Below are 24,624 nucleotides of genomic sequence, written 5' to 3'. Positions count from 1 at the left end.
CTAATATCAAGCCATGATGATCTTCAAATTTGCAAGGCCGCTCGCCTGGCTGCTGCTCGCCCTCATCCTCTTCGTCACGGTTTCGCCAATCGGGCTGAGGCCGGAAACGGTCACGACGGTCGATACCGACCGCGGGGGCGCCTATGTTCTCGTCGGCCTCGCCTTCGCGCTCGCCTATCCCAAACAGTGGAAGATGGTGGCGGTGCTGCTGATTGCCGGTGCAGTCGCCATCGAATATCTGCAATATTTCGCACCAACACGACATCCGCGCCTGCACGATGCCGGCATCAAGGCCGCCGGCGCAGCCCTCGGGCTGCTGGCTGGCTGGCTGATCAACAGGTGGCGCGAGACCAAAGCGCCAAACGCGCTTCCGCTCACAGAGCGATGATCACTATCAGGAACAGACCGCACATAATCCCGAAAATCGAATTCGGGATCTGTCCAGATCGAAAGTGATAGAGCGTCCTTAGCGCGTCATCTTAGACGCGCTAAGGACGCTCTAGAAACCCTGCAAATGCATTGCCCAGAAGAACAGTGGTATCGCGGCTATCGCAGTCCCCAGAACAAGTGCGACACTGGTCTTGAAGATGCGGATGCGCCGAACCTTAGTCCCACTCCAATCGTAAACCATCGTCTTACTCCCACAAGACAACCCTTACTCAACTGTCGCGGCGCAATCGTTACGCCGGAAATTCCTTTGTCAAGCGATAACTTGCTTTTATGCACAAAATACAAGCAGATTCAATACAGGCCTATTCAAACAGGATTATGAAGGTGGTGCGGGCGACGGGGGTCGAACCCGTACAGCCAAGGCCGAGGGATTTTAAGTCCCTTGCGTCTACCAGTTTCGCCACGCCCGCTTGCGGCATTTTCAATATCTTGCGTCATGGGCGATGGGAAGAGCCGCAAGGCGTAAAAATCATGCTTGTTTTGCTGCAGCACTGACGAATGATCGGCCAGGCATTTCCCTCCCGAGAGCCCTCGCCGATGAACGCTGCCCAGTCTGTCGCAGGAAAAAACAGAAAAGGCGCGGCGAGCCCATGCCCGCCGCGCCTTCATTATTTCAGCATCAAAGATCAGGCGAGCTTGGCAGCAAGCTTGGCAACGTGGGCGCCCTGGTATTTCGCGCCTTCCAGCTCGATCTCGGAAGGCTGGCGCGAGCCGTCGCCGTTGGTGATGGTGGAGGCGCCGTAAGGCGAGCCGCCCTTGACTTCCTCGGTGCCCATCTGGCCCTGGAAGGCATAAGGCAGGCCGGCAACGACCATGCCCTGGTGCAGGAAGGTCGGGATGAAGCCGAGGATGGTCGATTCCTGGCCGCCGTGCTGGGTGGCCGAAGAGGTGAAGACCGAACCGAGCTTGCCGACGAGTTTGCCGGCGAACCAGAGGCCGCCCGTCTGATCCCAGAAATTGCGCATCTGCGAGGCGACCGTGCCGAAGCGGGTGCCGGCGCCGACGATGATCGCGTCATAGTCCGCCAGTTCGTCGACGGTGGCAATCGGAGCCGCCTGGTCGACCTTGTAATAGGAAGCCTTGGCGACGTCTTCCGGAACCAGTTCCGGAACGCGCTTGACGGTGACCTCGGCGCCGACCGACTTCGCGCCTTCGGCAACCGCATAGGCCATGGTTTCGATATGACCGTAAGCCGAATAATAAAGGACGAGAACCTTCGCCATCTTCTATCTTCCTTGAAACATCGGGTTGAATTTCGTGTCCGACGCGATTTCTATCAGCGCGCCTGTTTGAACAAAGCCCCGTGCTAAAGAACTCAGTGTTCACCACCCGGAGACGAAAATTCGCTTGCGGTTTTCATTTCGGCAAAAATGACGCATCGCCCGAGTTAAAGAGTTAGCGCATGATGTCGTCCGAAAACCGGCTGCACTTTTCGGCGTCATGCTCTGGGTTTGCAAAGCGAGCGAACGGCGCTACCTATTCCCCAGCCTCACATCACGGAACATCCCATGAGCCAAGACATCGTCGTCACCGCCGCCATGCTCGCCATCGGCGACGAACTTCTCTCCGGCCGTACCAAGGATAAAAATATCGGCCATCTCGCCGATTTGCTGACGCTTTCCGGCATCGACCTCAAGGAAGTGCGCATCGTCGCCGACGACGAGGACGCGATTGTCGAGGCGCTGAACGCGCTTCGCGGCAAATATGATTACGTCTTCACCTCGGGCGGCATCGGGCCGACGCATGACGACATCACTGCCGATGCGATCTCCAAGGCTTTCGGCGTGCCCTGCGAATACGACGAAACAGCAATGACGCTGCTTGCCGAGATGTACCGGCGCCGCGAGATGGAATTTACCGAGGCGCGCCAGCGCATGGCGCGCATGCCGCGCGGGGCTGCCCATATTCCCAATCCGGTCTCGACGGCGCCCGGCTTCATCATCGGCAACGTCTACGTCATGGCCGGCGTGCCGCAGGTCTTCCAGGCAATGGTCGACAATGTGCTGCCGACGCTTCGAACCGGCACGCCGGTGCTCTCGCTCGCCATCGCCTGCCCTTACGGAGAAGGCGAGATCGGCACGCCCTTGACCGCGATCCAGAAAGCACATCCGGAAACCAGCATCGGCTCCTACCCGCGCTATATTGGCCAGAAATTTTCGACCGAGATCGTCGTGCGCGGCCGCTCGCAGGCGGCAATCGATGCGGCCGGCGCCGAGGTGCAGGCGATGATCGACGCCATCCGCCAAAGAAGGGACATCGCCGAAAACCATTCTGCCGAGGCTTGAGGGCAAAGCCGGAACTGGAACAGGAGAACGGTCCGGCGCATTCCTTCCCTCGCGCAAGCCATTTCAGCGCAAGGAGAATTGATATGTCTTACAAAACCATTCTCGCCATTCTTGATACATCAGACAATAGTGCTGCGGTTGCCGATTTCGCCTTTGCCATCGCCGCTGAAAGCGGCGCCCATGTGATCGGCTTGCATGCCGAAATCATTTCCGCCGTGCCGCTGGTCGCGCCGATGGAAATCCCCGATCCCGTTGCCGTGCAGGCGCTGCAGGACATGGCGCATAGCGAAACGATTGCGGTTGAGCGTATCTTCAGGGCGAAAGTGGAGGCGGCTGGCGCCTCCTTCGAATGGCGCAGCTTTGCCACATCAACCGGATACGGCTCCGCACCGCTGATCGAAAGTGCGCGCAGCGCCGATCTCCTGATCGCCTCGCAGGCCGACCCGGCCAGACCTTCCGACAGCCACGTCGACGTCGACAGTTTCCTTTTCGAAACCGGACGGCCGGTGCTGATGATCCCCTATATCATTCGCCAGCCGAAGCCGATCAAGCGCGTGCTGATCGCCTGGAACGGATCGAAAGAGGTGGCGCGCGCAACCTTCGACGCACTGCCGATCCTCAAAGCCGCCGACGAGGTGGAGATCTTTTCGGTCGATCCGGCCGACACGGCGCTGCAATCGCCGCTGACCGCTGGCGCCGACATCGCCGCGACGCTTGCGCGTCATGGCGTCAAGGCGACGCTTTCGACGGCCCAGAGTGTGGATAAGAGCGCATCGCATGTCATCGAGAACCGGCTTTCGGACAGCAGCATCGATCTTCTCGTCATGGGCGCCTATACGCATTCCTGGCTCTGGCAGATGATCTTCGGCGGCACGACCAAGACCTTGCTGCAATCGATGACGGCGCTCACCCTGTTATCGCGTTGATTGGCTGCTCTTGCCTTTTGCCGGCAAATCCCGCTAATTGCGGCGACCGATGACAGCTTCGAGCCTCGGCCCCATCTCGCGCAGTTCCGGCTGCGCGATTTGCGTTTTGCCAATCGCCGCTTCAAGCCCATCCGGTCGCCGGCAAACGGCGTGTCGTTTTTTCATGCCGCGGAGCAGCCCGATGTCCCTTCCCGATAAAGCCTTTCCCGTTTCCTGGGATCAGTTCCACCGCGATGCGCGCGCCCTTGCCTGGCGGCTTGCCGGCTTGAATCAGACGTTCAAGGCGATCGTTTGCATCACCCGCGGCGGCCTCGTTCCGGCTGCGATCATCTCGCGCGAGCTGAACATCCGGCTGATCGAGACCGTCTGCGTCGCGTCCTATCATGACTATGTGAACCAGGGCGACATGGTGCTGCTCAAGGGAATAGCGCCCGAACTTATGGAGAATGGCGGCGAAACCGTGCTGGTCATCGACGATCTGACCGACACCGGCAAGACCGCCGCACAGGTGCGCACCATGCTGCCGAGAGCACATTTCGCCTGCGTCTACGCCAAGCCGAAGGGCGTGCCGACCGTCGATACCTTCATCACCGAGGTCAGCCAGGATACCTGGATCTACTTCCCGTGGGACATGGGCTTCACCTATCAGGAGCCGATCGCCAAGGGTGCCGGCTGATCGCCACCAATCAAAGCGCGCCACCCTCATATTTACCACTTGAAATTGTTCCAGATTTTGTCGGCGAGGTTTCCTGAATCCGCTATCGGGATCTGCACATCTATTTTATCTTTTGCTCATAGACTGCGGCCTAATTCCTTCAATCGGAATCGATTGAAGGATGAAATTATGCAGCAATTCAAAGTGATACAGCGTCCTTTGCGGCTCTTGAAAAGACGCGCGGCGCTGCAGGGCGTGCGAATCGTGTCAAATTGCGCTTAAAGCGTGCAATGATCGATACGGTACAAGGAAACAAGATGGCGCGGTGGGGGTATGTAAGAGCGGTTGTGACTGCCGGCCTGGCGGCCTTTCTGTTGCCGCTGGCGCCTGTCCGCGCTGAGCCTGCCTATATTCCCCTCGTGCGGGACTATGTCGAGAAGCGGATCCGGCCGATAGTGGAAACGCCGTTGGTGCTGAAAGCCATCGCCGAGCAGAACGCAAAATTCGGCAATGTCAGCGAAATGGATATGCGAGTGCTCGACGAAACCTACCGGTCGGAGGTCGATCAGCACCACCTGCAGATGGTCAAGCTGCTGCTCGACAAATCCGTGTCGCATTACCTGAGGGAAAAACAGGACGCCTCGCAGGGCGCGATTCTCGAATTTTTCGTCACGGACTCGCATGGGCTGAATGTCGGGCAGAGCACCATCACCGCCGACTTCTGGCAGGGCGACGAGGAGAAATACCTTAGAACCTTCGCCAACGGCTCCCGCGAGATCTTCATCGACCGGGCGGAACGCAATGAATCCACCCAGAATCTCGAGACGCAGGCGAGCTTCGTTGTCATGGACAAAGAGAACAGGCCAATCGGCGTCGCCATCGTCACCATCGCCATCGATGCGCTCTAACAGCATGTCGCGCAAAAGTTTGCGGTTTTGCGATAAGGACGCGCTTTAGGAGCGCGGATTTCACCGGCGAATCGGCATGCCGATTTGCGCCGGAAATGCCATCACAAGATTTGCCGCACGACGCTTTTTTGCCATTCTAAGGTTTTCCTTAGCCGGCAACGCCTGCAAGCCATTGTAATTTCAGCGCTCCCCGGCTTTCCCCAATCTCCACAGGCGCATCCACAACATGTTGTGGTTAGCAATGAATTAAAAGCCAGCCCTTGACGGAATCAGCTGTTTCAAACTTTACTGATCCTGATGTTGCGGCGGCGACAGGACCGGAGGTAACGAGCCCGGTTCCCTTTTGAAAATTAGGACGCGGAATCAGGGCGATGGACCGAGAACGGTCCAGGCCAGACAGGATTTCTGCGCGGTTTTCAGCCTCCAAAAAAAGTGACATTGGGGCTGGCGATAATAAGCTGTTAATACTATATTTAGTGTTTGCAGCCACCATCACCACAAGATACAGGAAGGACATCTCCGGATGACACCCCTGTCACAATACGGAAACGAGACTGGCTGCACGACGACAAAGTGCCGCCGGATAGGAATTTTGCGCCTGAGGTCGTGGGGACCGGGTGCCAACACGAGGTCAAGACCATGCGCATCGAACGTCGTTTCACGAAGGCCGGCCAAGGCGCCTATGCGGATATCGAATTCCGCAAGGCGACGAGCGAGATCAAGAACCCTGACGGTTCGGTCGTGTTCCGCCTCGAGAACATCGACGTTCCCGCGCAGTTCTCCCAGGTCGCGACCGACGTGCTGGCGCAGAAGTATTTCCGCAAGGCCGGCGTTCCCACCAGGCTGAAGAAGGTCGAGGAAAACGACGTTCCTTCCTTCCTGTGGCGCTCCGTTCCCGACGATGCTGCGCTGAAGAACCTGCCGAAGGACGAGCAGACCGGCTCGGAAATCGATGCGCGCCAGGTCTTCGATCGTCTTGCCGGCACCTGGACCTATTGGGGCTGGAAGGGCGGCTATTTCTCCTCCGAGGAAGATGCATCGGCCTTCAAGGACGAGCTTGCCTATATGCTCGCCACCCAGCGCGTCGCCCCGAACTCGCCGCAGTGGTTCAACACCGGCCTGCACTGGGCCTACGGCATCGATGGTCCCGGCCAGGGTCATTTCTACGTCGATCCCTTCACCGGCAAGCTGACCAAATCCAAGTCGGCCTACGAACACCCGCAGCCGCATGCCTGCTTCATCCAGTCGGTCGAGGACGATCTCGTCAACGAAGGCGGCATCATGGACCTCTGGGTGCGTGAAGCGCGCCTGTTCAAATACGGCTCCGGCACCGGCTCCAACTTCTCGATGCTGCGCGGCGAAGGCGAAAAGCTTTCCGGCGGCGGCCGCTCCTCCGGCCTGATGAGCTTCCTGAAGATCGGCGACCGTGCGGCCGGCGCCATCAAATCGGGCGGCACGACGCGCCGCGCCGCCAAGATGGTGGTCGTCGACATCGACCATCCCGATATCGAGGAATACATCAACTGGAAGGTCAAGGAAGAGCAGAAGGTTGCGGCTCTCGTGACCGGCTCGAAGGTTGTCGCCAAGCATCTGAAGGCGATCATGAAGGCCTGCTTCAATTGCGAAGGCGGCGACAATGGTGATTGCTACGATCCCAACAAGAACCCTGCCCTGAAGCGCGAAATCCGCGCCGCCAAGAAGGACCAGGTTCCGGAGAACTACGTCCAGCGCGTCATCCAGTTCGCCCGCCAGGGCTACAAGGATCTCCAATTCAAGACCTACGACACGGATTGGGATTCGGAAGCCTACCTCACGGTATCCGGCCAGAACTCCAACAATTCCGTCTCGATCAAGGACGACTTCCTGCGCGCCGTCGAGAATGATGGCGAATGGAACCTGACCGCCCGCAAGGACGGCCGGGTGATGAAGACGCTGAAGGCCCGCGATCTCTGGGAAACCATTTCCTATGCCGCCTGGGCCTCGGCCGATCCCGGCATCCATTTCAACACGACGATGAACGACTGGCACACTTCGCCGGCCGGCGGCCCGATCCGCGGCTCGAACCCGTGCTCGGAATACATGTTTCTCGACGACACGGCCTGCAACCTTGCCTCGCTGAACCTGCTGCAGTTCAAGGACAAGGCTACCAAGCGCATCAACATCGCCGATTACGAACACGCGGTTCGCCTGTGGACCGTCGTGCTCGAAGTCTCGGTGATGATGGCGCAGTTCCCGTCGAAGCGCATTGCCGAACTCTCCTACGAATACCGCACGCTCGGCCTCGGCTACGCCAATATCGGCGGCCTGCTGATGTCGTCAGGCATTCCCTACGACTCCGCTGAAGCCCGCGCCATCGCAGGCTCGCTGACCGCGATCATGACCGGCATCTGCTATGCGACCTCGGCCGAAATGGCTGCCGAGCTCGGCCCGTTCCCGAACTTCGCGCCGAACCGCGAGAGCATGCTCAAGGTCATTCGCAACCATCGCCGTGCGGCGCATGGCGAGAGCTCCGGCTATGAAGCGCTGTCGATCAATCCGGTCGCCCTGATCCATTCGGAAAACCCGGACCAGGATCTCGTCGCCCACGCCAAATCGGCCTGGGACAAGGCGCTCGAGCTTGGTGAACAGCATGGCTACCGCAATGCCCAGGTCTCGGTCATCGCGCCCACCGGCACGATCGGTCTCGTCATGGATTGCGACACCACGGGCATCGAGCCCGACTTTGCCCTCGTCAAATTCAAGAAGCTTGCCGGCGGCGGCTACTTCAAGATCATCAACCGCGCCGTGCCCGACGCGCTGCGCACGCTCGGCTATTCGGAAAGCCAGATCGCCGAGATCGAGGCCTATGCCGTCGGCCACGGCAACCTGAACCAGGCGCCGGCCGTCAATCCGTCGTCGCTGAAGACCAAGGGCTTCACCGACGAGAAGGTCGAAGCCGTCAACGCCGCGCTGAAGAGCGCCTTCGACATCAAGTTCGTCTTCAACCAGTGGACGCTCGGCGCCGACTTCCTGAAGGAGACGCTGAAGGTTTCCGACGAACAGCTCGCCGATATGAGCTTCAGCCTGCTCGACCATATCGGCTTCTCGAAGAAGGACATCGAAGCCGCCAACATCCATGTCTGCGGTGCGATGACGCTGGAAGGCGCGCCCTTCCTCAAGAATGAACACCTGCCGGTCTTCGATTGCGCCAATCCCTGCGGCAAGATCGGCAAGCGTTACCTCTCTGTGGAAAGCCACATCCGCATGATGGCGGCTGCCCAGCCGTTCATCTCCGGCGCGATTTCCAAGACGATCAACATGCCGAACGAGGCGACCGTCGAGGATTGCAAGAACGCCTACATGCTGTCCTGGAAGCTTGGCCTCAAGGCCAATGCGCTCTATCGCGACGGCTCGAAGCTGTCGCAGCCGCTCAATTCCTCGCTGATCGAGGACGAGGACGACGAGGATGCGCTGGAGGAACTGCTGCAGGCGCCGCTGGCCGCCCAGGCCGTCACCGTCACCGAGAAGATCATCGAACGGGTGATCGAACGAGTTTCGCGCGAACGCGAGAAGCTGCCGAACCGCCGCCAGGGCTATACCCAGAAGGCCGCCGTCGGCGGACATAAGGTCTATCTCCGCACCGGCGAATTCGGCGACGGCCGGATCGGCGAGATCTTCATCGACATGCACAAGGAAGGCGCTGCCTTCCGTGCGATGATGAACAATTTCGCCATCGCCATCTCGCTCGGCCTGCAATATGGCGTGCCGCTCGAGGAATATGTCGAGGCCTTCACCTTCACCAAGTTCGAGCCGGCCGGCATGGTCATCGGCAATGACGCGATCAAGAACGCCACCTCGATCCTCGACTATGTCTTCCGCGAGCTTGCCGTCTCTTATCTCGGCCGCCATGACCTGGCGCATGTCGATACGTCGGACTTCTCGAACACCGCGCTCGGCAAGGGCATCCAGGAAGGCAAGACCAACCTGCTCTCCACCGGCTGGACCCGCGGCTACAAGCCGACACTGGTGTCCGGCACCGGCGGCGAACGCCAGGCAGGCGAACCCAAGGGTGCGGCGACCGCCGCCCCTGCCCGCGCCGCCTCCACCGGCACCGTGACTGCCTTTGCAGGCGCGGCTGCCCGCAAGCTGGAGCCGACGGTTGCCATCTCCACCTCCGAAATCGTCGCCTTCAAGCGCGACTACGAGGAGCGCGCCAAGGAGCTGGCGGAAGAGATCGCCGAAGAGGTAACCGAGGAACTCACCAGCGACGCAACGGCCCTGTTCTCCGACAAGGCGGCAGCCGACGCGGCAACGGCGAAATCCGAAGCCAAGAAGCGGGAAGCCGAACGCCGCCAGCGCTCGATCATGCAGGGCTATACCGGCAACATGTGCTCGGAGTGCCAGAACTTCACGATGGTGCGGAATGGGACTTGTGAGAAGTGCGACACGTGTGGTGCTACGAGCGGGTGCAGCTAAAGACTCTCTGAGTTCCATCGCGCAGATGAGAAATCGACGCTAATTCTGGCCAAATACCTCTAAAACTGGCCATTCACGGCCACAAAACTGGCCAACGCCATATAGTCACGGTTCCGGGCACTTTCCAGTGCCCGGAAAATGCCAGAAGGAACAAATCAAGAAACAAACGGCATAGTTGGAATCAGGTCACCTATTTCACGCGTACCCATGAGGTCTCCCAGTCATGAACATGCATGTGAATACCATCGAGGCATTCCTCGAAGCTCTGGTGAAAGAGCTTGAGGTTCCGGAACACAGATATGAGCAGGCGCAGACGAGCTACACCTCACTCGGCGAATGGCTTCATCGTCCTGAAAGCACCGTCCGTCGATACGACCCGCAGGTCTACTGCCAAGGGTCGTTCCGACTTGGAACTGCAATCCGCCCGCATACTGATGCGGAAGAATATGATGTCGACTCGGTCGTGGAGCTTCGCTCTCTGACCAAACGCGACAAGACCCAGCAACAACTGAAGGCTATGCTCGGCGTCGAGATCAAGGCCTATCACGATGCCAAGGGCATGGAGAAACCCGTTCGGGAAGGTAATCGCTGCTGGGTTCTGGACTATGCCGATGGCGCTCAGTTCCACATGGACGTGGTTCCGGCCGTTCCGAACACTGAGCAGCAGCGGAGCCTTCTCGAAGCTCGGATGCTCGACACGCGGTGGGCATCGACCGCAATCTCAATCACGGACAAGCGGGAGCCGAACTATTGGGTGCTCTCGGAGGACTGGCCGCGCTCCAATCCCAAGGGGTATTCCAACTGGTTCGCTTCCCGACAAGCAGTGGTGTTCGAGCGCCGCAAGCGGGCGATACTGGAGACCATGCAGAAGCAAGGCTTTCGCGCGAGTGTGGAAGATCTGCCGGACTTTAAAGTGAAGACACCTCTTCAGTCGGCAATCATGATCCTCAAGCGTCACAGGGATAACATGTTCGCCCGCGATCTGGATATGCGGCCGATCTCTATCATCATAACCACGCTTGCGGCTCATGCGTACGAGAACCAGGATACGATCTCCAGCGCCCTTTTCGCGATCCTAGATCGCATGGATCAGTTCATCGTCCGTGACGGCCGGAAGTACATCATAGCGAACCCCACTGACCCCTTCGAGAACTTCGCCGACAAGTGGGAACGTGAGCCACAGAAGGCAGAAGCATTCTTCGACTGGCTACGCCAGGCACGCGCAGACTTCAGGGCGGCAGCTCTGGCCACGACCTACAAGGATATGAGCGACGCCGTCTATCAGAGAATGGGATACCGGGCCGCGACTGGCGCCGTTGACCGGCTCACCGGAGGGTCACGCCTGCTGCGTGCAGCGACAGGCGCGTCCGCGGTGGGCGCAGGAACTGTCGCTGCACCCAGCTTCGCGAATGCCGACCGACGACCGACGACGCCTAAGGGCTACGCATGATCTGGTGGTGGGCGGATCAGGGCAGGGCGAGAGCGGAGAAGGCAGCGTTCGTCGCCCTCCAGGAGGAACATGACTGGCTGACGAGCGTGCGCATCAGACACCTCGCCAATTTCCAGCTCTGCGTGGACGTGGAGATTGTGCATGGCGGGGAGAAATTCCCGCTGGTAGTGATCTATCCAACGACGTTCCCTGACACCCCGCCGATTGTCTTGCCGCACGGCGAGCTAAGGCTCTCCGACCATCAGTATGGTCCCGGGGGCGAACTTTGCCTCCAGTGGCGCCCTGACAATTGGGATCCCTCTGTCACCGGCGCGATGATGGTGGAAAGCGCCCACGGTCTGATTGCTGGCGAGCGCCCTTCCGACGGAGAGGCCGCCGCTGTGCCGTCGGAACACCGTTCGTCGCTTGCCGGGGAACTGCGCTTCGAGACCTGGCGCCTGATGGTTCCGGAGGGTGCATGGGCTTCGCTCGACGGACAACTCCCAGAGGCGGTATTGGAGATATCCCTGACGATTACCGCGCGCAGAACGCAACGGGTGGCGCACCTGAGATCGATCGGTGCACAGGGCAACGAGGTTTGGATATCGCCCCAGCCAGCACCGAATGCACCTGGGAGACGGACCGGCTTCATTTTGCGAACGGCGCAAGACATGAGCGTGCTAGCATTGCATGTAGGGGGCGAATTCAACGACCTCGCCAAACGCGTGCCAGAACTGGCCTCGCTTCTTGAAAGGCCAGAATGGCCGTTCATTATCGTCCTCGAAAAGAGCGGGCGGAAGACCGTCTTCGATATAGTTCGCAGCAAAGCCGGCCATCCGTTTCTTGTTCCGTATCGGATCGTCGAGGAAGAGGAACTGGCGCGGCGCTCCGCCTCAAACCGCGAAAGTGTGTCCCGCAATCGTGTTGCCATTGTAGGCTGTGGTTCCATCGGATCCAAGGTCGCAGCGTCTCTTGCGCGCGCTGGTGTCAGGAAGTTTCTCCTGGTCGATGAAGACATCTTCCTGACGGGCAACCTAGTGCGGAACGAACTCGATGCCTGGGCGATCGGTTGGCACAAGGTGGACGCTTTGGCCGACAGGATCGGCCAGATCGTGACCGACACCGAAATTGACACGCGCCGCGTTGCGCTTGGCAGCCAGACCTCCGCCCTTGGGATGGAATCCACGCTCGAATCGATCGGCGAATGCGATCTTATCGTCGATGTGACAGCGAACCCGACATCCTTCAATCTGTGCGCGGGCGCGGCAAGGCGGCACCGGAAGCCGATGATCTGGGCCTCGGTTTTCGGCGGCGGGATCGGCGGGATCATTGCAAGGGCACGGCCGGATATAGATCCCCCTCCGCTGGCGACAAGGAACCAGATCGCGACTTGGTGTGACGACCATGAGACTCCCTGGCAGTCGGAGACCCGAAACGCCTATGAGATGAACCGCGGCGAAGAACCGCCGTTCATCGCTGACGACGCCGATGTCTCTGTCATCGCCGCTCATGCAACACGGCTCGCCCTAGACATTCTTCAAGGCGGGGAAACAACCTTCCCTCATTCCGCCTATGCCATCGGGTTGAAGAGAGCATGGATATTCGAGGCTGCCTTCGACACCTGGCCCGTCGACCTGCAACCAACCGGGACTTGGGAAGAGCCGGCTTCCGAACATGACGACCAAGATATCGCAACCCTGATGTCCGAACTCCTCGACGAGAATCCATCGTGACCGTGCAGTTGATCCTTCCCGGTGGGATCGTGGAAACGATGAAGACCATGCTGGTTCGTGCAGCCGACCGTGAGATCGGCGGCATCCTGATGGCACGGCAGATCGTGCCCGGACAATTCGAAATCGTCGATTTTTCCGTCGATGAACTGACGGGCGAACGCGCACATTTCGTCCGGGACCACGTCTTTCATAATGCCTTCCTAGACGCATTCTTCGAGAGGACCGGATACGACTACGAGACTTACAACTACATCGGCGAATGGCATTCACACCCTCGCCTACCGATCTTTCCAAGCATGACGGACCTGGAGTCGATGGAGGACTTGGTGAACGGGGAGCGGGACATCCCGTTCGCCGTGCTCCTCGTCGTAAGGTCAGATGTTCCCGGCGAGTTTGTAGCGACTGCCACCTTCCATCAATACGGCCTGGCACCGGAGCCCGTCCAGATAACGCAGCAATTGGGAGTCAATAATGGGACTTCTGACAAGGTTGAGATCAAAAGATGAGTGACGACACCTCGCTTGAACTGGATGACCCGGACGGAAGCTCGGCGGACAAACGATCGGGTGCGCGTCGCCGGGAAAGCATTCCCCCAAACGTGAAGGCGATCATCTGGGGACGTTCCGCGGGAAGATGCGCGTTCTGCAACAAGCCGCTCATCGGCGATTTAACTTCCGGCAAGTCGAATCTCAACACGGCGTACATCGCACACATTATTTCCGACGCTCCCGGCGGCCCGCGCGGCGACCCGGTCCTGTCCCCGGCTCTCGCCAAGGACCCATCAAATTTGATGCTTCTATGCGACACCCATCATCGACTGATCGACGGCCGCTCGACGTGGCATGAATATCCTGTCGAGCTGCTTCGAAAGATGAAGGCCGACCACGAGAGCAGGATCGAAACAGTGACCTCGATCCTCCTTGACGCCTCATGCCACGTGATCAGATACGCGGCCGGAATCGGCAGCAACGAGTCTCCTGTAAACGTCGATGCGATAAAAAGCGCGCTTCTTCCCACCTTCTACCCGTCGCATGACGGGATGATCGATCTGGACATTCCGGACCTCGGGATTCCCGACCATGACCCAAGCTACTGGCCTCTTCACCAGAAAACTCTTCGCGACAAGTTTCTTCAGAGAGTGAGAGGTCGTCTCGAGCGTGGCGAAATTAACCGTCTCGTAGTCTTCGGCCTCGCGCCCATGCCGCTGCTGATCGAGCTTGGACGGCTCATCTCCGACATCTCGGAGGCACATGTTCGACAGCTTCTGCGGGAGCCGAAAGGGTGGGCTTGGGACGTTGCCGAACCCGCTCTCTCGCTCGAGTTCCAGCAGCCGAAGTCGAGTGGTAAGCAGGTTGTCCTGAAACTTGGCGTGAGCGCCTCTGTCGACGATGATCGTGTCACCGCCGTGCTCGGGGCGGACGTATCCATCTGGTCGTTATCTGCGGAGGGAGCGCACAACGACATTATGAGAACGCCTGATGATCTGGCGCTCTGGCGCCGAGAAGTCCGGAGGGTTCTTGAGACTATCGCGAACCGCCATACGGATGCCGAACTCATACATGTGTTTCCCGCCATTCCCCTTTCGGCGGCTATAGAGCTCGGCCGCGTATGGATGCCGAAGGCAAATCTCCCGATGCGCATCTACGACCATAACAGAGCACTTGGTGGATCCAGACCGACCATCGACATCGTCCACGGAGGATGATGCCGTGGCTCTGCGACGCTTCTTCCTGGATAGCTCGCAGAGATGCAAGGCTCCTAACGGAACGTGTCCATCGCAGGGTCGCTTCCGGAGTGCTCCGAGACGCGTTCCAATCGTTGGCCAGCTCCATCGCAGCTCTTATGGACTCGGTAACCCTGATTTTAGGGTCAACCATTTCTAAAGGATTCCGATACGGCCCCATGACATAAGCCAATCGATTCGGGCGGCACCCTCGTCACAAAGAATGGACGCGGCGCAGCTTCAAGCAAGCGACTTTTAACAAACATTCATATCGGCGAACGAAGGCAGTTGATGTATTTCCACCCAGAAGAGATTCGAGACCACGTCAGCGAGCTAGATCTTGCGTACCTGTCCAACAAGAACGTTGGAGGAAGATCCTCTCGCGATGGCTTCATATTCGAGGTGCGTGCCGCGGCGTATGAATTGCTGCGTATTTGCAGCGCGGTCGTAAAGGGCGACAAGGGCCCCTCCGGCGGTGCTGTCTCGGCGCAAGTGCTATCGTTCATAGATGACTTCGCTATTTCCGAGGATGGAAGAATCCGCTGGTTTGAAATGAAGTCTGGCAAGGACGTTGAGTGGTTGACTGGTAAAAGGCCAGTGGGGAGGAATTTTGCGAAGCAGATAGCCCTCGACGGTCGGCTGGGAAAGGAGGCAGAATACACACTGGTTGTCTCTACCACTCAGCATCGACGCGTACTTGATGAGCGCCCCGAAACGCTTTCTCGCGTCGTCGTCAGCCCCTTCCCCACCACGATCACCATAGCTGCGTTGGAACAGGTTCGTCCGGGTATTCTTGAAGAGGCTGCTGCCCTCTTTGGGGGAGACTGGAAGGACGCGCTCTCGGACCGGGGTTTTGAGTCCTTCCTCGTTTTCGACGACAAGCGAACGAAGGCATTCAATGCATTCCGGTCATTCACGGGGGTGTTCAATGCTATGGAATCTGCCAAAAGCTATCGCTTCGCCTGGGTGATGGCCAGTGCAGATGGTGTAGTTGCGAGAATCGCAAGGTGGACTGATGAGGAAATCACCGGCGAGGCTCTGGAGATACTCTATGACTTGCAGGGCGTGGAATTCTTCGTTGATAAGGGGCGCGTTCGTGCCATCGTAGAAGAAAGGGTGCCGGTCGATTTGCATGTTGTCTTAGGCGACATCACAGGTGATATCTTTGTCAGAGAGCTAGTGAAGAAGCCCCCTCAGTGCTTTGATGATGTTTGGAATCTGGCCCGCGGGATCTTGGATGATGTGAGTAATGCGAATGGCCTTTGAAAAAATACCGGCACGGATACAGGTTCATAACCTCGTTAAGTCGTCTGTTGGTGACGTACCAGGCGTCGCTCGCGAACTTGGCAGAGCGCTTGTAAAGCTGGTAATCACCGACGAAACGGATATTGAAGGTAAACATATTCTCGTCGCAGCCACTCCGGAGGACATCGACTTGATTGCCGGAGGCTTTATCGATCTCCTTTCGGAGCGGAAGGCAAAGGTTACGATCTCGTGTTTCTGGAATATCGAACGACAGACTGCGAACGGCGACTGGTTTGTCGATCTCGCAGCTCAGTATAACGATCTTCACCCACAAAAGCCCGACTACGCTTTCGCGGTGACATCATCGATTGAAAAACCCGCCGGAGTAGCTGCGAACTTGGACCGGCTAAGGGAATTCACACCCAAGTCCTGGGCCATCGTGGTTCCGGCGGCATCGATAGACGCGAGAAAGAGGCTCGAAGACGAGCTCCAAACAAGAGATATCAATGGGAGCGTGATCCAAGCCGCTTTCGGATTAGAAAAGTCCGATGCACTCACTGCTCAGATCACGGCCAGAATAATTGAATACCTAGAGGCAGAGCACGGACAAGGTGTGAACTTCTTCGTACCCGCCCTGATTAGATCAAGACCGCCCATGCCGAGACCGCAGCCGCCGGCATACTCTCCCATCTAAAAGCTCGCGAGCCATCTCTACTGGCGAGAACACTAGCGCAGCGGGGATGTTTGCGACTCCGCTGTGACGTGCGAAGCCCCACTTGGTCGGCTTGAAGTGCAAAGACACTATCGTAGTGGCGAACCCGGATGTTCCCTCCGTGTTTTCGTGTTTTCGTGAATGTGCGTCGATCTCCGAAATAGTCCCGGCTTGCGTGATCCGCCGGGAAACTCATCAATGAGGCACTCCGGCGATGTGAATCCAGATTCCCCTTGGCCGCTGCGCTGTCCATGCAGCATGAATCCCGAGAACCCATCTCATGATTTCACCTTAGACGGTCTCGATCTCTTCCATTGCGAGCCCCTGAATCTTGAGTTCGGCGCCAATCCATTTCCGCGCTGCGCCCATGCTCTGCCGATAGTCGTCGGCAGAAAGGGATAGCGACTCCGGCGATGTGGCGCGATCAAGGTCTTCAAGCGACCATCCGTCTACCAGCCTTTTGCTGATTGCGAAGCACGTCGCCTTACCCACCCGGAAAGCCATCGAACGCTGAGCTGCCCGCAGAATGATGCTGCGCAACTCCTCAGCTTCCATCTGTCCAGCGAAGAGGACTTCGAGCTCCGCCGTCATCCTTTCGACTGCGGAATAAAGACCATTGATGAACAAGGTCTGCGCATCCTTGTAATAGCGCCCAGCGCGCCCCTTCATCTGTTTTTCGTCGATTTCTGTCGGGTCATCCAGGATTTCGATCGTAGGCGCTCTTTCCAAAGCCTGAGCCTCCCTAGAAAGCCTAGCGCCTTCGGGCGCCTTGCGGACCTTCTTCTCCGTCGCTCGCTGCCCGCCACTTCTTTCTCCGCGGAGGAACCGATCTTCTTCGTCATCGATGGGTTCGACGGCTGCCGGGCGTGCCTCATCGAGACCGAGATCGCTGTCGTCCGTGCGATCAGGAGCCTTTAATGATTTGACATATGTGGTCGTCGGAAGACGGAACTCGTCCAGGAGTTTCTGAAGGTCCTTCTGCAGATCGTCGAGGTTCTCGTCGCGCGGCGGGTGAGCTTCCCGAATAACGTCCTTCACCCACTCCGGCATGAGCTCCCGCACCCTACCCGCATAGTCGTCCGTGGAAATGGGACTCCGCTCCTCGACCGTCGTGAGCGCATCACGGTATTGGTTTGGGAGCGCGTCGTCGTCCGGAAGATAGATCTCGACAGTGAGGACGGTTGAACCGAAGGGAACGCCGTAGTTTGGCGCGACCGCGGACCACTTCTTACCAGTCCGGAAGTCGTAGCGCTCTCCCTTGTGCACGAGTGCGCAGAACGTCGTCGAAGACGTCGTAGGATTGTTCAAAGCGCTGATGGAGTGACTGTAACTCTGATGCTTGGGATCGTGGATGTACTGGATCCTGACCCCGGTTTCAGGGCACGAGACGATTTCCGCCTTCGGAAGCGCTGGAACGACCTCCTGCAACGTCTTGAGCGTCCGAGTCCTTCCCGTTTCGTCCTTGCCGCCGCCTTTTGTCATCGACACGTCGATCGCAACCTTAACGCCGGGGCGAAACTCGGCGAAACGCCGGAAGATCTGCGTAGCGACATAACTCCGGTCGGCCCTGATACCCTTGCCTACTGGTTCTGCGACCGTGTCGTGGTCATCGTCCTCGCCCATTAGGACGACCTCGGTCCAGTCGGACGACAGGTCTACGGTGTGGCGCAACGCGTAGCCGACATCGAAGACGGCCTCCTGCCTTCCCTCGATGTCGTAGGTGAAGCGGACGAAGGTCTCAGCTTCTTCGTCGTAACCGATCGTGACCTGGTGGACGAGACCGTTCTTGCACGAGCGGTAGCGTATGCCAGCGGGAGAAACCGTGAGGCCGGACACCTTGGCCCCGATCCCGAAGTTGCCCTTGAGCGACATCTGCTTGTTGATCGAAGCCGATATGTTCGTCGCCCTCCGGAGCTCGCTCGCATCCATACCCGGTCCGGTATTCCAGAATGTGAGTTTTCGGACGCCGTCGATGAGCGTGGGATAGATGCGGACAATACGCCGTCCGTCTGAAGCAAGCGAAGCGCTCTCCTGGGCGTTCATGAAGAACTCCCGGACAACAGTGTGACGCGGAGCCTGCCCGATCATTCGATTGATCAGGAACCTGTCGTCTTCGATCGTCAGGCGCTCATAGCTCATGGTGAATCCTACAGTTTGAAAACGTCCTTCTCGGACGCGCCCGAGGTGCCGAACTTGCGTTCGAGTTCGGATGCGGCATCGCGGAGTGCCTTGACGATCTTTTTCACGTCCCCGTCATCGAAGTCATAGGCTCGACGGTTCGAAAGGTTGCCGATCTTGCGAATGGCATCGAGAGCAGACTGCGTCCTACCCTCCGCCAGCTTCACGAATTTCTCTCTCTTACTTTCCATTCTCGTCTCGCGAATTCATCATCGCGCGATGATTGTAGGCGGCGGGATATCTTGTCAACATTTCACACTGCATATTTCAATGAATTTCATCGAAATATGCAATGATTGTTCTCCCCCTCCACAGGCGTGAAGCCGCGGGTCTCGTCGTGCTTGTACCAGTAGATCGGCCCACGCTACTGGTCCAAGGTAATTCCCATCTCCTGCAGTTTCAGGAGGGTGTAATGGCACTGAGCAGATGCATCCATGCCCGCAGGACGTTCCATTAGTTTTTCCGGAACATGGATTCTCACCGGAGCCCGCAGTGTTCAATGGGAAAAACTCGGTGCCCTTGAAGTTTACAAACACGCTCGTGTCGACAGTCGGCTTCTTGCCTTCCGGCTCGGTTGCCTCGTCTTGATTGCCTGCCACGTTGAGTCCTCCCCGGTTATGGTGACTGACTTAATATTGCCGATGCCGTACTTCCGCCGAGCAGCGCCGCCTGATGTTGGACCTGGGCCTGCAGTCCCAGCTCCGCCATGCCAGCGGCTGTCGCAGGAGCTGCGATCGGTCCCAGCGTCACTATGATATTGCTCGTCTTTGTCCTCGTTGCTCCGAAGAACGAGCCGTCAGGATTGACGGTGAACTTCTTCAATTTCCACGTTGGGGTGATGCCACCACTGAAGGCCACCACGAAAGTGAGTGTTTCCTGAAACGTGCTGAAAGGCGCATACTGGAAACCGCGCGTGGTGGAAGTAGGTGTTGCCGCAATCGAGGCCTTGTCGAAGATGAATTCGTCGATCTTGAGATTGCTTTCGACCGTAACGCCTTTTTCGGTAACGCTGCAGTCCAACGCCGGATCCGTCTTGTGCGTTGCGATAGCCTCCTTAAGAAGGACAGCATTGTCCCAAGTCAGGGTAATTGCCTCCGTTCTCGTCGCATGTGCAGAGCCAGAGATACCTCCGCCAACATTGAAGAGGCTCGAAGCCCCGATGGAATCAGAATAGCTCAGGCCGGGGCTGATATTGGATTGCTCCTCCCAGGTGAGGTTGAGGGAGATTGTCACCCCCCAACCCGCTAGCCACGGGACCTGATGGTTAGCAACGGCACGGAAAAGACCTTTGGTTACTTCGCATCTGATGTTTGCAAGTATGTTTGCCTCTACACGACCTTGCAGCGACATATTGTTCTCGCTGCTTTTGGTATTCTCACGAAAAAGGTCTTTCTCTGGCACGTACAGCCCGCAGCCAGTCAACAACGAGAGAAGGACCGCTGATGCTGACTTCACTCCTCGGTAATATCTCACGGAACGCCCCCTTCGACCATGCGATACTATAGTTACATAGAATATTAACCAGCGCCGAATGCAAGTCAAAATTGAATTGACCGGAGGTCGGGGAGGCACTCGGGCGTTACAATTTCGCCATTCCCGTTGTATCGTGCAACTGGCATCTGCGACTGGACATAGTGGTAGCTGATCTTCCCCGCACGCGACGCGCATGTCACGAGCCGCCGGCGGATGAGATAAATCCGACAGTCCACGCAGAGCTCGGGGGCTGTGGTCCACCGAGGACCGACCTCGACAATCGACGCAACCCTTGCTTTATCTAGCGAATGAGATTCGTCGCGCACGGCCCATCGATTCCTGATGATCTTCTGCTCGCCCGAGACCGGAGCGAGGTGGTGTTCTTCTGCGGCGCCGGTGTGTCGCAGGCCCGGGCGGGGCTTTCGAACTTCACCCAGTTGGCCCGGAAGGTGATGGACCGGCTTGGTCCCGCAGGAGGCAGCCCGGCGCGGAAGCTGCTTGACCGCGCCACATCACTGGATCCAATCCAGGGCATCGGAAGCTACGTGGCGACCGACCGGATCTTTTCTCTCCTGGAGCGCGAATTCGACACCGCTGATATCCACGCCGCGGTGGCCGCGGCTTTGAAACCTCGGGATGGAGCGGACCGTTCAGCACATGAAGTCGTGCTGGATCTGGCTGGTCGGAAGACAGGTGTTGTGAGACTGATCACGACAAACTTCGACAGGTTGTTCGAAGACTGCGATCCCAACATCACCTCGCTAGGACCGGCTCACCTTCCCGATCCAAAACGAGCCGAGCTGAACGGCGTGATCCATCTGCACGGACGTGTCGATTCCGCCTATATGGGGTCTGACGAGGAAGGGTTCGTGCTCTCGAGCGGCGACTTCGGCCGTGCCTACCTCGCTGACGGCTGGGCGGCCCGATTCATCCAGTCGCTCCTTTCTCGGTTCAGCATCGTGTTCCTTGGGTATTCGGCGGACGACCCTCCGGTGCAATACCTTCTTGAGGCGCTGAAGGGAGCACCTCACGCGGTCGGACGGATGTATGCGTTTCAGCCTGGTGATAGCTTCGTTGCTGCGTCGCTCTGGGAAAACAAAGGCGTCCACGCGATGGCTTTCGATCCCGCGGACGGATACACGGCCATGTGGTCCACTCTGGAGGCATGGGCACAGCGCGCGAACGATATCGACGGATGGCACGACGCAGTTCTCGCAAATGCCACCCGGGGCCCAGCGGCGCTGCAACCTCACGAGCGGGGTCAGGTCGCTCATGTGCTGTCGTCCGTGGAAGGAGTACGCCGCACGGTCCAGCTCGCTGAGGGCGGCCTTCCAAGCGCGTGGCTCCAGGTCATCGATGCGAGGGAACGATACCGGGCGCCTGAAAAGAATTCTGACTCATCGGAAGGCGGCCTGGATCCCTTCGATCGGTTCGGACTCGACAATGACACCCCTCCGCCGCCTCCGAATCCAAACGAGGACGAATTCTCCTACATCACTAGGCCGCGAGAAATCCCACAAGAGAGTTGGGGCGGTTTCGATCTACAACCGATGGATTCCGTACTTGCGACGGGCCGATCGGAGATCTTTTACGGCGACTGGGCTGCCCAGGCGGGTCCGCTTCCTACCCGCATCGAGCTGCTCGCTGTCTGGCTCGCGCGGGTGTCACACCAGTCCGACGCGTTTGCGTGGGCAGTAAGGCAGCGCGACCTCCACCCTCGAGCGAAGACGTTGCTCGCTTCAGCGCTTGACCACGACGCCGAAAGATTCCCAGAAGAAATCGCACGAGGGTGGCGATATCTTTTGAGATCTTGGTCAGACCGTCGCGTCTCGGCAGATCAGGTCGCGCTCGCTATCTCGGCTGAGGCGAAGAAACTGGGTTGGACCGACGATCTGGTGCGAAGACTGGTTGATACGCGTCGTCCCCGGCTCGAAGTGGAGCCACCGTTTAGGGCACATGCGGCTTCCGGAAACGAAGCAGTCTTCTCTCTAAAAATCGAATATCCGAGACCACATGTCGAGATGGAAATTCCGGCCGACATGCTGCAGGGGGCCGTCGCAAGGATTCGCGAAAGTCTGGAATACGCAAAATCGCTTGAGGCAGAAGTCCGTCAGAGCGATTGGATCTACCTGCCGACCACCTACGAAGAAGATGGGCAGCCACTGGACGTCCACGGACACGGAATGGTGGGCCTTGTCCTGGAGATGCAGCGGCTGACAACACGTCTGGCTGCCGGCGATCCCGCTGCCGCGCACGCAGAATTCCTAACGTGGAGCAGAGATGACGACGGCATCTTCGCCCGCCTGCGCATCTGGGCGGCCGGTCAGCCGACGGTCACCACGGCTGACGAGGCAGCATCTGTGCTGCTTGAACTTTCGGACAAGGCCTTCTGGGGCAGCCTGCACCAGCGCGATCTCCTTATGAGTATTCGATGCCGGTGGAAAGACCTTCCACGTCCCTCGCGGCTTGAGGTCGAGCGCAAATTGATTTCCACGAGATTCCCATGGGAGAACACAGGCCGAGCCGAGCAATACACCGATATGGCTCTTGTCGAACGGCTGCGCTGGCTCGTCGCAAACGGCGTGCAATTCGCCCTCGACGTGAACGCAAAGATCGCCGAGCTATCCTCCCGGCTCGGAGGCAACCTCCCCGATATCGAAGACGCCGTCGAGGACAGCCAGCCGCGTGTTTTCTCCGTCCAGTCAGACACGGATGCGAGCGAACTCGCTGAGATTCCAATCAAGGACATCCTTTCCCGAGCGGATGCCGCCGAAGGAATCGATTACCGGACTCATGTGCATCACGTGCCTTTCACGGGATTGGTCGAAAAGCGCCCGATCAGAGCGCTTGCAGCACTGTCCTACGAGGTAAGGCAGGGGCGGATTCACGCCGAAGGCTGGAGCCGCTTCCTTCGCTCGGAAGCGAGGGGAGAAGATACAGCAAGGATGCTGCGCCTGATCTGCGCGAGGCTTGCCATGTTCACGACGGAAAATCTGTCGCAGATACTCTACCCGGTCTCTGATTGGATGAAGCGCGTCGCTGATCGCAAGCGGGCGGAACTGCCGGACACCTTCAAAGCCCTGTGGGCGAAAACGCTGGCGACGGCGGAAGAATTCTCCGCCGCGGACAGCGAGCGGTACTCTGAGCGGAACTGGGCGGACGACGGCCTGAACAAACCGATCGGCAAACTCACGCAGATACTTCTGCAGGACTCGAGAATCGCTGGCAAGCATCCCCGCAACTCCGGCCTCGACGCGAGCTGGAAAACCGAGATGGACACTCTTCTTTCTCTTCCGGGCGACCTGAGGCGGCAGGCACTTGTATTCGCAGCATTCCACTTCGCGGCATTTTGGTACATAGATGCCAAATGGGCAGAGGCGGCTCTGACGCCCAGCATGATATCCGAAGGTCCTGACGGGGACGCGTTTTGGGATGGCTTCCTATGGGCTAGCAAGGTGCCTCATCCAGCACTGCTTCGCAGGATGGTGGGCCCAATGGTCCGGAGGGTATCGGCAGGGTCTCGGCGCAAACCTATCACTGACAGTCTCGCGGACATCCTCCTGTACTCCTGGGTTCAATGGTCGGAATGGAAGCGCCCCCCTTTCTCCGACGCGCAATTCCGCGAGGCGATCATCGAGGGCGGAACGGCTTTTGGGGTGCAGGTCCTGTGGAACTTCGGACGTCGGCTTCAAAGAGGTGCAGTATCGCGCGACAAGACAGTTCTGTTCTTCCGGGAGGTGTGGCCCCTACAGAAGTCGCTCAAATCGGCGGAAGTATCCCGCGCGCTCAGCTCATTCTTGTTCAAGACCGGCGATCTTTTTCCGGATTTGGCCGCCCTGGTGCTGGGAAGGCTCGTGCCGTGCGACAATTTCGACGCGTACACATTGAGCCCCTCTGAAACCGGCGGGATCATCGAGAAGTATCCGGAAGCGCTCCTTGACGTGCTTCAACGGCTGCTTCCCGCGGACGTGAGCCGCTGGCCGTATAACATGGGCGATGTTCTCGATCAGCTCGGCCGCATTCCGCGCGTCAGTGCCGATGGGCGCCTGATGCAGCTCCGGCGGGCGATTGGGCGCCCCTCTCTCATGCGTGTCGTCAACGACAAAACCGTTGAATTGAGGGCACCGGACGGCGGTGGCCCAAGGCCGCGTGATACCGCCATAGGCCGGCGATAGCCGCGAACGCACGGTGGACATGCTGAATGTTCCGGACACAACAGTGCACAAGAGTACGGCACCCTGTCCTTTGCAGGCGGCGTCGGCGAGATTGATCCCGGCCGGGCGCATCCGTGGCTGCAGTCGCTCAATGCTCTGACTGGGCGAGCGCTGCCGGGGCACAAAGAGGATTAGGCGAACCTTCGAGAACTACCGATAGGTCACGAGCGCCCGACAGTTGTCGAGATCTGCGCAGGAGCCGGGGGGATGTCGATAGGCGGGCTGGCTTCGAACACGT

The 24,624-nt window shown here is 58.6% G+C and carries 17 protein-coding genes and 1 tRNA gene; 13 read left to right on the top strand and 5 right to left on the bottom strand.

The window, feature by feature from the left end; translation table 11 throughout:
• Positions 1 to 13 precede the first annotated feature (13 nt).
• On the top strand, positions 14 to 388 hold the full coding sequence (locus tag RlegSU303_RS08320) for a VanZ family protein (RefSeq protein ID WP_026158643.1): 375 nt from the start codon (positions 14 to 16) through the stop codon (positions 386 to 388).
• A gap of 387 nt (positions 389 to 775) precedes the next feature.
• Here RlegSU303_RS08320 and RlegSU303_RS08315 read toward each other — a convergent pair.
• A tRNA-Leu gene (locus tag RlegSU303_RS08315) sits at positions 776 to 860 on the bottom strand.
• A gap of 216 nt (positions 861 to 1,076) precedes the next feature.
• Entirely contained in the window at positions 1,077 to 1,673 is a 597-nt protein-coding gene (gene wrbA, locus RlegSU303_RS08310) for an NAD(P)H:quinone oxidoreductase type IV (RefSeq protein ID WP_017960107.1), read from the bottom strand.
• 285 nt (positions 1,674 to 1,958) lie between these two features.
• Here wrbA and RlegSU303_RS08305 point away from each other — a divergent pair, with 285 nt between their 5' ends.
• From RlegSU303_RS08305 to RlegSU303_RS08255, 11 genes are all read left to right on the top strand, one after another.
• The gene (locus tag RlegSU303_RS08305) at positions 1,959 to 2,735 is read left to right on the top strand and encodes a competence/damage-inducible protein A (RefSeq protein ID WP_017960106.1); all 777 of its coding nucleotides are present in this window, start codon (positions 1,959 to 1,961) and stop codon (positions 2,733 to 2,735) included.
• A gap of 83 nt (positions 2,736 to 2,818) precedes the next feature.
• The gene (locus RlegSU303_RS08300; protein WP_017960105.1) at positions 2,819 to 3,661 is read left to right on the top strand and encodes a universal stress protein; all 843 of its coding nucleotides are present in this window, start codon (positions 2,819 to 2,821) and stop codon (positions 3,659 to 3,661) included.
• Positions 3,662 to 3,842: 181 nt separating this feature from the next.
• Entirely contained in the window at positions 3,843 to 4,337 is a 495-nt protein-coding gene (gene gpt / locus RlegSU303_RS08295) for a xanthine phosphoribosyltransferase (protein ID WP_017960103.1), read from the top strand.
• A gap of 296 nt (positions 4,338 to 4,633) precedes the next feature.
• On the top strand, positions 4,634 to 5,224 hold the full coding sequence (locus RlegSU303_RS08290; protein WP_017960102.1) for a hypothetical protein: 591 nt from the start codon (positions 4,634 to 4,636) through the stop codon (positions 5,222 to 5,224).
• Between the two features lie 639 nt (positions 5,225 to 5,863).
• Entirely contained in the window at positions 5,864 to 9,679 is a 3,816-nt protein-coding gene (locus tag RlegSU303_RS08285) for a vitamin B12-dependent ribonucleotide reductase (protein WP_017960101.1), read from the top strand.
• Positions 9,680 to 9,902: 223 nt separating this feature from the next.
• Entirely contained in the window at positions 9,903 to 11,129 is a 1,227-nt protein-coding gene (locus RlegSU303_RS08280) for a nucleotidyltransferase domain-containing protein (RefSeq protein ID WP_205930751.1), read from the top strand.
• Positions 11,126 to 12,841 carry a ThiF family adenylyltransferase gene (locus RlegSU303_RS08275; RefSeq protein ID WP_231283640.1) on the top strand — a complete coding sequence of 572 codons (1,716 nt, stop codon included), beginning with the start codon at positions 11,126 to 11,128 and terminating at the stop codon, positions 12,839 to 12,841. The genes RlegSU303_RS08280 and RlegSU303_RS08275 overlap by 4 nt, the downstream gene beginning before the upstream one ends.
• Positions 12,838 to 13,347: a Mov34/MPN/PAD-1 family protein gene (locus RlegSU303_RS08270; protein ID WP_222335554.1), complete on the top strand. Its 510-nt coding sequence runs from the start codon at positions 12,838 to 12,840 to the stop codon at positions 13,345 to 13,347. The genes RlegSU303_RS08275 and RlegSU303_RS08270 overlap by 4 nt, the downstream gene beginning before the upstream one ends.
• On the top strand, positions 13,344 to 14,546 hold the full coding sequence (locus RlegSU303_RS08265; protein WP_168276286.1) for an HNH endonuclease: 1,203 nt from the start codon (positions 13,344 to 13,346) through the stop codon (positions 14,544 to 14,546). Before RlegSU303_RS08270 ends, RlegSU303_RS08265 begins: the two co-directional genes overlap by 4 nt.
• Positions 14,547 to 14,855: 309 nt before the next feature.
• Positions 14,856 to 15,830 (top strand): hypothetical protein, encoded by a 975-nt coding sequence (locus RlegSU303_RS08260; protein WP_222335555.1) that lies wholly within the window; start codon positions 14,856 to 14,858, stop codon positions 15,828 to 15,830.
• A complete protein-coding gene (locus RlegSU303_RS08255; protein WP_168276290.1) occupies positions 15,820 to 16,503 on the top strand; it encodes a hypothetical protein in 684 nt (227 codons plus the stop codon). Before RlegSU303_RS08260 ends, RlegSU303_RS08255 begins: the two co-directional genes overlap by 11 nt.
• 309 nt (positions 16,504 to 16,812) lie before the next feature.
• Here RlegSU303_RS08255 and RlegSU303_RS08250 read toward each other — a convergent pair whose 3' ends face one another.
• The 3 genes from RlegSU303_RS08250 to RlegSU303_RS08240 form a co-directional block, all read right to left on the bottom strand.
• Positions 16,813 to 18,660, bottom strand: a complete 1,848-nt coding sequence (locus tag RlegSU303_RS08250) for a hypothetical protein (RefSeq protein WP_168276292.1) — start codon at positions 18,658 to 18,660, stop codon at positions 16,813 to 16,815.
• Positions 18,661 to 18,668: 8 nt separating this feature from the next.
• Positions 18,669 to 18,890 carry a hypothetical protein gene (locus RlegSU303_RS08245; protein WP_168276293.1) on the bottom strand — a complete coding sequence of 74 codons (222 nt, stop codon included), beginning with the start codon at positions 18,888 to 18,890 and terminating at the stop codon, positions 18,669 to 18,671.
• A 424-nt stretch (positions 18,891 to 19,314) separates the two neighbouring features.
• A complete protein-coding gene (locus RlegSU303_RS08240; RefSeq protein ID WP_168276297.1) occupies positions 19,315 to 20,100 on the bottom strand; it encodes a hypothetical protein in 786 nt (261 codons plus the stop codon).
• Positions 20,101 to 20,480: 380 nt separating this feature from the next.
• On the opposite strand from RlegSU303_RS08240, the gene RlegSU303_RS08235 reads away from it, so the two are divergent.
• Positions 20,481 to 24,347 carry an SIR2 family protein gene (locus tag RlegSU303_RS08235; RefSeq protein ID WP_231283639.1) on the top strand — a complete coding sequence of 1,289 codons (3,867 nt, stop codon included), beginning with the start codon at positions 20,481 to 20,483 and terminating at the stop codon, positions 24,345 to 24,347.
• Positions 24,348 to 24,624 lie beyond the last annotated feature (277 nt).

Source organism: Rhizobium sp. SU303 (assembly GCF_021052345.1).
Lineage (GTDB): Bacteria > Pseudomonadota > Alphaproteobacteria > Rhizobiales > Rhizobiaceae > Rhizobium > Rhizobium laguerreae.
Note: the sequence above shows the minus strand (reverse complement) of the source record. Positions and strands in the feature narration are given on the sequence as shown.